A 12321-nucleotide genomic window follows, 5' to 3' on the forward strand; every position below is an offset into this window, starting at 1 on the left:
CACAAGCAACAAACTGACATATTTTCATTTCTAAATTCATTTTTCCTGCGGGTCTGACTGCCAGCTGGCTGCACCTGAACCGAGCGGCGACGCCGGTAAATGCCAGTGCATTGTCGTGTTTTCCAGCCAGACGGGCGCAAGTAAACGCCGGGCATTTCCCCAGACTGTGATTTCCGCTTGTGCTGAGAAGTCTGTTTGTTCTGCGGATCCAATCAGCGGTTCGTGTTGGGGCGCGGATGCACCACCGGCCATAAGTTCTGAGGCAGTACGTGCCAGTGACAGACGGGTTTCGCTGCCCTGACCGGTTTCCACACGCTGTGCTAAACCGTGCAACACCGCAGCTGCCATCAGATATCCGGTAGAGTGATCGAGCGCCTGTACCGGCAGTGGCACCGGTTTGTTGCTGCCTGAAAGTGCCATTCCCTGCTGGGCAATACCGCAACTCATCTGCACCAGACTGTCGAAACCGCGCCGCTCGCGCCAGGGACCGCTCCACCCGTAGGCATTGAGGCAAACATCCACCAGACCCGGCGCTATGGCACGACGCTGCTCGCTGCCATAGCCGAGTTTATGCAGCGCACCGGCACGATAGCCGTGCACGACCACATCTGCATCACGCAATAATTCCTCGAAACGATGCCTGTCCTGAGGGTTATGCAGGTTCAGCCGCGCACAGTGTTTCCCCAACGTGACATCGGCTTCCTGACTGGTTTCATCCCAGCCGTAAGGATCGATACGCAACACATCGGCGCCCAGTCCGGCCAGAAAACGCGTGGCGACGGGCCCGGCAATAATCCGTGTCAGGTCGAGAATTCTTATACCAGCCAGCGGCTTTTCGCGAGATAACGCCCATTGAGGAATTGCTGCTGGCGACGTCAATGCGCGTTGAAATAATGGCTCATTGTGCAGGGATTTACCCTGCATATGCTGCTGCCACTCATCCGGTCTGAGCATCTGCGCGGCGCATCCCCCCGCCTGTACCACCGCCTGCTCCAGTTCTGCCTTTTTCCAGGTCATCACCTGCTGTGCAAGAATTTCGCGACTTACCGCTTTTCCAAACAGAGATTCCACCACTTTGCGGTGCGCAGGTGCATTGGTATGCAGACGGATCCAGCCATCGGCCGTGGCGTAGTCGCCTGCCAGGCTGTCCCACGCCGGCGGGATTTCCCAACCTTCAGGCTTAATACTCGTTTTGCACCAAAGCGACGCCAGCCGCCGGTTAACGGTAACCGTTTCATACTCGCCATGTTTTATCGCCAGTAATCGCGACAAAGTCATTCCGGCTAGCGCCACTGACGCGGTGATTAGCGGTGTGACCGGATAATAGGAAGGCAAATTCCCTGCACCCTCAATATGAAGCGGGCAGGGAAGTGAAATCCCGCCGGTGAGCTGAACGAAAAGTGCCCGTGCTTTCTGCTGGATAGGATCATCTGACATGCGTTAACTCCGGTGTGAGGCATTTAAGCTTTACAAATTTATAACATCTCTGAGGCAATGTAGGAAATCGATGAGTGACACTGTCACGCAGTGCTGTGCAACTTACTGGTAACAGAATGCTCCTAAAGTCCGCTCAGCGTTAGTCACGCCATCAGGGGAACCATTACCGTGCAATCCCTTCTTTCCAAAAACCCTCTCAGCCCCTGTCACGCGGGGAATGAGCGCAGTCATATGCGTTGACTTTTTCAAGTAAAATATTAGCTGAATGCTTTCAATTTCTGGTACTCGGCTTGTGAATTTTACGTTAGCCTTGGGGTCGAAAATTTTGAATACGCGGGGACTGCGTTTTTGTGACGTAGTCCCCAGATTTTTTTGCCCAGTACAGGAAACGATTCTGGCATGGAACGAAGAGCATTTATTAAAGCATCAATGGCATTCGCCGCCTGGTGTGGTGTGCCGGCTATGTCCACACTGTTCACCCGTTCCGCAGAAGCGGCAGAGGCGAATGTGGCAGACGGCGGCGAATTGCCGTTTGATTTCAATGCGCTGAAGAAAATGGCGAAAGATCTCGCGGATAAACCCTATGGTGGCGCACCGCAACCTTTGCCTAAAACGCTGGCTGAACTGACGCCGCAGGCTTACAACGCCATTCAGTACGATCACGCGCATTCCCTGTGGAATGGCCTGCCGGACCGCCAGCTTGACGTCGAATTATTCCACGTCGGCATGGGGTTCCGCCGCCGTGTGCGCATGTACTCTGTCGATCCGGTGAAACATCTTGCGCGCGAAATTCATTTCCGCCCGGAGTTGTTCAATTATCACGACGCCGGTGTTGATACCAAACAGCTGGAAGGCTTCTCGAATCTCGGGTTCGCCGGTTTCAAAGTCAACAAAGCCCCGGAACTGACGCGCCGCGACGTGGTGTCATTCCTCGGTGCCAGCTACTTCCGTGCGGTAGACGACACTTATCAGTACGGCCTGTCCGCGCGCGGCGTGGCGGTGGATACCTTCACCGACCAGCCGGAAGAGTTCCCGGATTTCACCGCTTTCTGGTTTGATACGCCGAAACCCGGCGATACCACCTTTACTGTGTATGCGCTGCTGGACGGCATGAGCATTACCGGTGCCTATAAATTCGTGATCCACTGCGAACCGACCCGCGTCGTGATGGAAATCGAAAACCACCTCCATGCCCGTGAGGACATCAAACAGCTGGGTATCTCTCCGATGACCAGCATGTTCAGCTGTGGCACCAACGAACGTGGGCGCTGCGACACGATTCATCCGCAGATCCACGACTCTGACCGCCTGCAAATGTGGACCGGCACCGGCGAATGGATTTGCCGTCCGCTGAATAACCCGCAGCGTCTGCAATTTAACGCCTACAGCGATAACAATCCGAAAGGATTTGGCCTGTTGCAGCTCGACCATGAGTTCAATAATTATCAGGACGTGATTGGCTGGTATAACAAACGACCGAGCCTGTGGGTGGAACCGGTCGGTAACTGGGGGAAAGGGGCCGTCAATCTGATGGAAATCCCAACCACCGGCGAAACGCTCGATAACGTCGTTTGCTTCTGGCAGCCGGAAACCCCGGTGAAGGCCGGTTCTGAATTCAATTTCAGCTACAAACTTTACTGGAGTGGCGAGCCACCGCACCGCAGCCCGATGGCTAACGTACTGGCGACCCGCACCGGTATGGGCGGTTTCCCTGAAGGCTGGGCACCGGGCGAGAATTATCCGCAAGTCTGGGCGCGTCGTTTCGCCATTGATTTTGTCGGCGGCGAGCTGAAAGCCTTTGCCGATAAAGGCATCGAGCCGGTGATTAACGTCTCGGCGGGTAAGATCAAAAACATCGAAATTTTGTATGTGCAACCGTTCGACGGTTACCGGATCCTGTTCGACTGGTATCCGGACAGCGATTCCGTCGCGCCGGTTGAACTGCGCATGTTCCTGCGTTCCGGCCAGAAAGCGTTGTCGGAAACCTGGCTGTATCAGTATTTCCCGCCAGCGCCGGATAAACGCAAATATATCGATGACCGTCAGATGACGAAATAATCTTCTTCGTCATTCACGCCGCAGGGGTGTCGGCTGTCGTCGTTCACCCGAATCACTGACGTATATCAGCTCACTCGCTTGCCGCCTGCCTGCCACTTGAAGGATTTTGAGGATCGAAAGATCAAAAAACAAAAAGCCCCGATTCGTCGGGGCTTTTGCTTTCTTACTTTTCTGTTTATCTGTCATTTGCAGGTGAACCAGACACAGGAACTTGCAAAATACTTCAAAGGGTAAAGCAAGGGTAACGCACGGTACTCAACTGCTGAAGGCCAAGATGGCGATCAAAACGCCTTCACCAGCATTCCGTTTTGCGGTTGTTGCTGAGGATTTTTCAGCGCCGCGTCGAAGGATCTCTCGATCTCTTTCAACTGTTGTAAGAATTCTTGTGGCGAGAAATCGTGTGATTTGCCGCTCATGTAGGCCAGGGCCAGTTCTTTGGCGTTGTAACGTTGGAAGTTATACATGCTGTCAGTTCCTTATTAATCAAAAAAATATTAACGGGATGGCGAACAGCGAGCTGGCTTATAACCACTGCTTACGACGTGCTGCCAATGCAATGCATTCTACGGAAAAGATTGATAAGTGAAAGTTGGTGTTGTTTATGCATTCAATAGTTAAAACCTAACTTAGTAAGGGGTTTTTGATTGCCTATCTGAATAGTCATTTCTGGTGATTAATTCATCGGATGGCTACTTTGCGTGGCGAAAGGTTCAACCTTATGAAAGATAAAATTTCTTTTCGAGTCATGCTGTTAATGTGAATTAAAAGGGTTGGGCTTTACAACCTGCTGGGGTACCCTCAGGGAAGTTATCCACGGATCATTATCAACGAAAAGAGGTTTTTATCATGAGTAAATTTATCTTCTCTTCGCCAGGAAAATACGTTCAGGGCAGCGGTGTTCTGGATGAGTTGGGTGATTATCTGCCTGCGTTAGGCGGAAAATCATTTCTGATAGCTGATGATGTCGTTTGGGGAATTATCGGCGATCGCGTGAAAGCGTCGCTTAAAAAAGCCCAGGTTGAATTCCATTTCGAACGTTTTAACGGTGAAGCCTCTGCCAGCGAGATTACCCGTCTGGCGGAAATTGCCCGTAAGGCCGGAACACACGTCGTGGTCGGTCTGGGCGGGGGTAAAACGCTCGATACCGTCAAAGCCATTGCCGATGAACTGAAACAGAATGTGGTAATTGTGCCGACCGTGGCGTCTACGGATGCGCCGTGCAGTGCGCTGTCGGTGATTTATTCTGACAACGGCGTTTTTGAATCCTACCGTTTCTACCACAAAAACCCGGATCTGGTGCTGGTCGATACCCACGTTTGCGCACAGGCACCGGTTCGTCTGTTTGCTTCCGGCATTGCCGACGGTCTGGCGACCTTTGTGGAAGCGCAGGCGGTGCTGCGTTCTCATTCGCAATCGATGGTCGGCGGTGACCCGACAATTGCCGGTATGGCGATTGCCGAAGCCTGTGAGAAAACGCTGCTGACGTACGGTTACAGCGCGTACACGGCGGTTGAGCAGAAGCTGGTGACACCGGCCGTGGAAGCCGTCGTGGAAGCCAACACGCTGCTTTCCGGCCTCGGCTTTGAAAACGCCGGTCTGGCAGGTGCGCACGCCATCCATAACGGCTTCACGGCGATTTCCGGTGACATTCACCACCTGACGCACGGTGAAAAGGTGGCGTATGGCACGCTGACACAGATGGTGCTTGAGCAGCGTCCGGACGAAGAAATCGCGCGGTATGTGCGTTTCTACCGTTCCATCAAAATGCCGACCACGCTTAAAGAGATGCATCTGGAAAACGAATCGTTCGCCAGTCTGGTGAAAATCGGTGCGCTGGCAGGCGGCGAGGGCGATACCCTCGGCAACCTGAACCGCAACTTGTCTGCCGAAGATGTCGCGAATGCGATTCTGGCCGTGGACGCGTTCAGTAAAACCGTGAAATAAGGTTACGCAAAGCAAAAAGGCCGGTTATCCGGCCTTTTTTACGCGCTGATTTTGCCCCTAAATCCGCGCCATCACCCACGGGATTGCCACCGGCAGCTGCGACAGCAGATACAACGCCAGCCCGATAAACGCACCGACCAGCGTGCCGTTGATGCGGATAAACTGTAAATCCTTCCCGATATTGAGCTCGATTTGCCGCGACATATCCCGCGGATCCCAGCCTTTTACCGTGTCGCTGATGTGACGCGTCAGGAATTGCGCGAAGTCCGGTGCCATTTTCTCTGCGATGGTTTCCATTTGCTGATTCAGCGAACTGCGCAATTTCTCGTCCTGCGCCAGCGCGTTTCCCAGCCACTGGCCGGATTCAGTGACTTTCGCAAATACCCGCGAATCTTCGCTTTCCAGATCTTCTTTCAGCCAGTTACGCATGTCGCCCCACAACTGCAACACGTAAACATTCAGCTTCTCGTCATCTTTCAGATACTGCTTAATCTCTTCGGCTTTCTGCGCGGTTTCCGGGTCGTTTTGCAGCTTCCAGATAAAGTTCTGTACCGAACGGTCGAAGCCTTTGCGGAAAGCATGGGTTTTGTCATTGCCCATATCATCGAGCACCGAATTCACCGCGTTCGACACCAGATCGGCACCGTTTCGCCCCAGCCAGCCGGTGGGCAGAAGTTTGGCGGTCAGCGGATGTTCGCGTTTCATCCAGCCGACAATTTGCGCGGAAATAAACTGCCGCGTGCTGTCTTTTGCCAGCAGGATTTCCAGCTGATCCATCGCCTGATCCAGCAGTTGCTGATGGCGGCCGCCTTTGGTCAGACTTTCCAGCAGTGTGGCAACCGACGCGGACAGGTCAATTTTATCAATAACGCGGTAAAGCGCGCGGCGGATAAGTTGCGCGATGCGCTGATCGTCCGTGACATCGAGAAAACCGCGGATCATCTTCACCGCGTATTTCGCGAAACGCTGTGCGTTGTCCGGGGCGTTCAGCCAGTCCGTGAGCATCCGCGCCGGATCGTGCTGGCGGATAAGATTGATGAGCGTCGCGGGCGCAAGGAATTTTTCCTGCACAAACACCGCCAGATTGTCGGCAATTTTGTCTTTGTTCCTGGGAATAATGGCCGTGTGTGACGCCACAAATGGCACCGGCACGCGGCGAAACAGCGCCACCACGGCGAACCAGTCCGCCATTGCGCCGACCATCGCGGCTTCGGAAATGGCTTTCAGGCCGGAAACCCAGAAGTTAGGCGGCATGAAAAGGGTGATGACAAACAGGGCGGCGGCAATCAGCAGCAGCCCGAGCGCGTTACGTTTACTTCGGCGAAGTTCTTGTTCTTTATCCATTAGCTCAGTTTAGGAAGCGTCAGGCAGGCTGTCAGCTTTTTTCTTGTCTGCGGCTTTTATTTCGGAATGAAGCCGGAACCGCGCCTAAAATGAGAATTGTTCTTGATATGACAAGGTGTGTCATTAAACTGCGTGCAGCATTATTCCCCTGCATTCAGAATGAGACCAATTCATGGAGTTGTTACGCGTTGTATTTAAACAATATCGCTGGCCGTTTTTAGGCGTAATGGCGCTGAGTCTGCTCAGCGCCGTACTGGGCATCTGCCTGATCGCGTTCATCAATCTTAAATTGATTGAAACTACGCAGGGTTCCCTGATGGTTTTGCCGCAGTTTCTCGGATTATTACTGCTGCTGATGGCTGTTACGCTCGGCTCTCAGCTGGCGCTCACCGTGCTCGGACACCACTTTATCTACCGCCTGCGCGGGCAATTCATCAAACGTATTCTGGATACGGACATCGAACGCATCGAGCAAATCGGTAATGCGCAACTGCTCGCCAGCCTCGGCAGCGACATCCGCAATATCACGCTGGCCTTCGTGCGTTTACCGGAACTGGTGCAGGGCATCATTCTGACCATCGGCTGTGCGGGCTATCTGGCCTGGCTTTCCCCGGAAATGCTGCTGGTCACCGTTATCTGGCTGCTGATCACCATTTTCGGTGGTTTCAAACTGGTCTCACACGTTTACCGCCATCTGGCGAAAGTGCGTGATGCCGAAGACAAGCTGCAAACGGATTACCAGAAAGTGATTGAAGGGCGCAAAGAGCTGGCGCTGAACCGCGAACGTGCGCGCCATCTTTTTGACGACGTCTACCGCAAGGACGCCGAAGAATACCGCCATCATATTATCCGCGCCGATACCTTCCATCTCAGCGCCGTGAACTGGTCGAATATTATGATGCTGGGCGCGATTGGCCTGGTGTTTTTCATGGCGAACACGCTCGGCTGGTCGAATACGGACGTCGCTGCGACCTATTCGCTGACGCTGCTGTTTCTGCGTACGCCGATGTTGCAGGCCGTGGGCGCATTGCCGACGCTGCTCAGCGCGCAGGTGGCTTTTGGCAAACTGAAAGCGCTGAAACTGGCCGAACACCATGACGCATTCACGCCTGCGGTTGCTGCGAAAAAATGGCAGACGCTGGAGTTGCATGACCTGACGTTCAGCTATGCCGGAAAAGAAGAAGGGGCGGGTTTTGGTATCGGGCCGCTGAACCTCCGGATTTCCCGTGGCGAGCTGGTCTTCCTGATTGGCGGTAACGGCAGCGGAAAATCCACCCTGGCGATGTTGCTGACCGGGCTGTATCAGCCGCGCTCCGGGCAAATCCTGCTGGACGGTGTGCCGGTCACGGCGGAAAACGCCGAACAGTATCGCCAGCTTTTCTCGGCGGTCTTTACCGATTTCCACCTGTTCGGCCAGCTTATCGGCCCGGAGGGCAAACAGCCGGATCCGCTGCTGGTGGAAGACTGGCTGCAACGCCTGAATATGAAAGAAAAACTTCAGTTCACCGGCAACGAAGTGACCAACCTTCAGCTTTCCGCCGGACAGCGAAAACGCGTGGCCTTACTGCTGGCGGCGGCCGAAGGGCGCGACTTCCTGCTGCTCGACGAATGGGCGGCAGATCAGGATCCGCAATTCCGCCGGACGTTCTACCGCGAACTGCTGCCACAATTGCGCGATATGGGCAAAACCGTGCTGGCAATCAGCCACGATGACCACTATTTTGAACACGCCGATCGTTTGCTGGAAATGCGTCAGGGCAAACTGAAAGAACTGCACGGGCAGGAGCGCGCCGACGCCAGCCGTGATGCGGTCGCACAAATCGGTCTTTAACCGTTTATAAAAAGGAACAGGAATGAACTGGACTGAAGGGGTGGTGTGGGGCGTCAGTGCCGTCGTAACAGGCTTACTGATCGGCCTGCTATATAAAAAAGGCGTGCTGAGCCGTGTGCCTGCGGTGATCGTGTTTCTGGTGCTGTTTATCGGTGGCAATCTGCTGTGGAGCGCGGTCGTAAAGCCGCATCTTGTCAGCAACAGTGAAGAGCAAAAGGTCGATCAGGCGCTGGCTGAACTGCCGCTTTACACCACGATAAAAGCGCAGGAACCGGCGCTCTATGCGCAGATTCGCAGCAATATTCTCAAGCTTCGCAAGGAAGGTAAATCGCAGCAGGACGCCATTAATACGGTGAAACCGATGGTCTCCGTGTTGCTGACACAGCGCATCAGCCATGCGCCGGATGCCAACGTGAACGAGGCGATGCAGGTGAATCTGGAAGAGATGCAAACCTTGCAGGCGCGCAAGGACGGCAGCTGCTTTAAGTTCCTGTATCCGCAGGTCAGCGGTGGTATTAATACCGCGCAGGTTCTGCCGCCGGAGCTGTTCCAAAAAGATCTCAATACCATGAATGACCTGCTTCTGGCGACCGGCAGCGGGCAGACTGAACAACCCGCAGCGGTCAGCACTGAACGCGTGATCGCCATGATGGCACCGGTGCGTGAGGCGCTGGGCAACATGTACGGCGAGCAGTTGCAGATGTTCAGCGACCTGACCCAGCCGGACGTCGATCGCGAGAAAGTTTGCGAGATTTCCATCAGCCTGTATTCCGGTATTCTTGCACTGCAACCGGCAGACTCGGCGGCAATCTTGCGACAGATGCTGGGTGCGAAACCCTGAATTTCCCGCCGGGCTGCGCGTCTGAACGTGCAGCCCGGCGCGGCCTGACGGCAACATAAACAGACAATCCCTACTATTCTTCTTAACAGGAAAGGGTATTCTTACGCCGTTCATCTAAAACACTTTTGTTTCGTAAAAAATAACGAGCTCCCGGAACCATCCTTCTATGCAAAAAATGTTTAGAGTGCCGTTTTTGTTACTGGCATTGTTGTCATGTCTGCTGTTAACGCCTGCGCTGAGTCAGGCCGATGACAGCACCGGTCAATCTGCCGCCGAACAGCCGGTCAAAATTAACGCCAGCACCGCGCTGCCGGCGTTGCAAAAACGTCTGGATCAGCTGAAACAGCAGGTCTCTTCGGCGAAAACAGATAAAAAATTCACCGGCCTGACCGATGCCGCGCAGGCACTGGCCGAAGACGCCGATAAACTGGCGGCGGCGCTCGCGCCCGATCTGACGCAGGTTCAGGCACAGCTCGATGTCCTTGGCCCCGCGCCTGCGCCAGGTACGCTGACCGAAACGCCTCAGGTGATCAGCCAGCGTAATAAACTCAACAACAGCAAAACCCTTCTCACCACGCAGATTGAACAGACCAAAGCCATCGGCGTGGGCGCGCGGAACCTGTCTTCACAGATTTCCGGGCTGCGCCGTGACGCGCTGAAAACCCAGATTGCCCTGAACACCGGCAGCATTCTGGGCGGGAATTTCTGGGCACCGTTGTTCAAGCCTAACGATGACGATTCTGCACGCTTCAGCGATTTTGGCTCGCAGGTGAGCGATGCCTGGACGCAGGCGTGGAGCCCGGAATGGCGCGCCGGCTCGGGCATTTATCTCCTGCTGGCACTGGTACTGGGCATTTTTGGCCGCCGCGTGCTGGATAAACCGATGAACTGGATCCTCCCGCGCTGGTTGCCGCAGGGCCGCTTCCGCCGCAGTTTCCTCGCCTGTTTCACCACGCTGAGCACCACCCTTACGCTGGGTTTCAGCGTTCAGCTCATCGGTTACATCTTTACCCGTCTGCCGGATACCTCCGCGTGGGTGAATGAGTTCGCCGAACAGCTGGTCGAGCTGACGTACTTCTCCGCGCTGATTGCCGGGCTGGGGATTGCGCTGCTGTCGAACAACCATCCGTCCTGGCGCTTGCCGGGCATTGCCGATCCGCTGGCCAAAACGCTGGCCTCGTTTCCGGTGCTGCTGGCGACCTTTATTTTCCTGTTCGGCATTATCGAGCAACTGAATAACCTGGTCGGTGCCAGCGTTGCCGCAACGTTATTCGGTAACGGTCTGGCTGCGTTACTGGTGGCGCTGAACTGCCTGATTGCGCCGGTTCGCGTCAACAGAATGCGCCGTAAAATGAAAGCCGACGGCGAGCAAACCGAGGCCCGCTCCACGCTGGCCGGGTTGATCCATCTGGTGATCAGCATTACCGCTGTCGTTATCATGCTCGCGCTGCTGATTGGTTATATCCCGCTGGCGCGTTTCGTCACCTTCGAACTGCTGTGGATCGGGCTGGTGCTGAGCTGCCTGTATCTGCTGATCCACTTCGTGGTGGATTTCTTCGAAAGCCTGTTCGCGCCGGGTACGCACAGCGGCAAAATCATCAAAAGCACCCTGAGCGTCAATGACCGCCATCTGTCGCTGGCGGCCACGCTGTTCTCGGCCATCGGGAAAACCGCGCTGCTGTTGTTTGCCGCCGTTGCACTGCTCAACGGGACGTTCGGCTCCACGACACCGCTGGAATTGCTGGCGAAAATTGTCGATATCTGGGGCGGTAAAGGTCTCGAAGGGGTCAACATTATTCCGGCGCACGCGGTAAACGCGGTGCTGTGTCTGGTGATCGGCTGGTACGTCCTGCGTTCCGCCCGTCGCTGGCTGGATAATGATTTCCTGCCGAAAACCATGATGGATCGCGGGATGCGCGCCTCTCTGGTGACGCTCTTTACCAACGTCGGTTACGTACTGATCATCCTGCTGACGCTGTCGTCACTGGGTATCGAATGGAACAAACTGGCGTGGATCGTGAGCGCCTTGTCGGTCGGTATCGGTTTTGGCTTGCAGGAGATTGTGAAGAACTTTATCTCCGGCCTGATCCTGCTGACCGAGCGTCCGGTGAAGGTAGGCGACTTAATCAGCATCAGCGGCGTGGAAGGGGATATCCGCCGGATCAACGTCCGTGCGACTGAAATCCAGCTCAGCGATAAATCCACCGTGATTGTGCCGAACTCCCAGCTGATTTCTCAGAACGTGCGTAACGCCACTATGGGTAACGCGCAGGGCGTGGCGACCATCGCGCTGACATTCCCGCTCGACATCGACCCGGAACAGGTACGCAGTTTGCTGCTCGACGCTTACAATGCGCACGAACAAATCCTCGATACGCCTGCGGCGTCCGTCAGCTTTAAAGAACTGGGACCGACCGGCATCATCCTGAGCGTGACCGGCTACGTGAGCAGCCCGCGCATTGTGAGCGGGACGCGGAGTGATTTGTTGTATGAAATCCTCAAAATGCTGCGTGCAGCGGGGATCAGTCTCAGTCAGACTCAGACGATGATTTTGGAAAAACCGGCGGAGAGGGCTGCTCCGTTAGAGGAGTGACTGGGGTGGGATTACGGTCCCACTTGCCGTTTTAACTTCAACTTCAAATTCGAATTCGAATTCAAATTCAACACCTTGGGCTCGCCGCCCAAACTGGCCCAGAGGACGCGTAAGCGCGCGCCCTCTGGACTCCCACGCTTCCTCACTGCGCGCTATCGCCGGGACGATGGACATGTTCCGGCACATTGGTGATTGGCGCAAATCCAGGTGCTTCGCACTGCCTTCTCTCGGTCTTCGAGCCATAGGTCTCGAAGCCGCTCCGTTCAGCTGAAT

The 12321-nt window shown here is 55.0% G+C and carries 8 protein-coding genes; 5 read left to right on the forward strand and 3 right to left on the reverse strand.

Annotated features, from left to right (window positions below):
• Nucleotides 1-36: 36 nt before the first annotated feature.
• Entirely contained in the window at nt 37-1437 is a 1401-nt protein-coding gene (locus J1782_RS24330; protein WP_217154066.1) for a CoA transferase, read from the reverse strand.
• A 399-nt stretch (nt 1438-1836) separates the two neighbouring features.
• Here J1782_RS24330 and J1782_RS24335 point away from each other — a divergent pair, with 399 nt between their 5' ends.
• On the forward strand, nt 1837-3495 hold the full coding sequence (locus tag J1782_RS24335) for a glucan biosynthesis protein D (RefSeq protein ID WP_152326041.1): 1659 nt from the start codon (nt 1837-1839) through the stop codon (nt 3493-3495).
• Nucleotides 3496-3776: 281 nt separating this feature from the next.
• Here the strand turns inward: J1782_RS24335 and J1782_RS24340 are convergent, their stop codons facing one another.
• Nucleotides 3777-3959 carry a hypothetical protein gene (locus J1782_RS24340; protein WP_152326042.1) on the reverse strand — a complete coding sequence of 61 codons (183 nt, stop codon included), beginning with the start codon at nt 3957-3959 and terminating at the stop codon, nt 3777-3779.
• Nucleotides 3960-4341: 382 nt separating this feature from the next.
• On the opposite strand from J1782_RS24340, the gene J1782_RS24345 reads away from it, so the two are divergent.
• Complete coding sequence (locus tag J1782_RS24345) at nt 4342-5439, forward strand: glycerol dehydrogenase (RefSeq protein ID WP_165057278.1); 1098 nt, start codon at nt 4342-4344, stop codon at nt 5437-5439.
• Between the two features lie 57 nt (nt 5440-5496).
• On the opposite strand, the gene J1782_RS24350 is transcribed toward J1782_RS24345, so the two are convergent.
• Nucleotides 5497-6783: a DUF445 domain-containing protein gene (locus J1782_RS24350; RefSeq protein WP_217154067.1), complete on the reverse strand. Its 1287-nt coding sequence runs from the start codon at nt 6781-6783 to the stop codon at nt 5497-5499.
• Nucleotides 6784-6955: 172 nt separating this feature from the next.
• On the opposite strand from J1782_RS24350, the gene J1782_RS24355 reads away from it, so the two are divergent.
• The 3 genes from J1782_RS24355 to J1782_RS24365 all read left to right on the forward strand — a co-directional run bounded on the left by J1782_RS24355 (nt 6956) and on the right by J1782_RS24365 (nt 12048).
• On the forward strand, nt 6956-8614 hold the full coding sequence (locus J1782_RS24355; RefSeq protein ID WP_217154068.1) for a multidrug ABC transporter permease/ATP-binding protein: 1659 nt from the start codon (nt 6956-6958) through the stop codon (nt 8612-8614).
• A 22-nt stretch (nt 8615-8636) separates the two neighbouring features.
• Entirely contained in the window at nt 8637-9455 is an 819-nt protein-coding gene (locus J1782_RS24360; protein ID WP_217154069.1) for a hypothetical protein, read from the forward strand.
• 166 nt (nt 9456-9621) lie between these two features.
• Nucleotides 9622-12048 (forward strand): DUF3772 domain-containing protein, encoded by a 2427-nt coding sequence (locus tag J1782_RS24365; protein WP_152326047.1) that lies wholly within the window; start codon nt 9622-9624, stop codon nt 12046-12048.
• The last annotated feature ends 273 nt before the right edge of the window (nt 12049-12321 follow it).

Origin of the sequence: Rahnella sp. BCC 1045, assembly GCF_019049615.1 — a bacterium.
Lineage (GTDB): Bacteria > Pseudomonadota > Gammaproteobacteria > Enterobacterales > Enterobacteriaceae > Rahnella > Rahnella contaminans.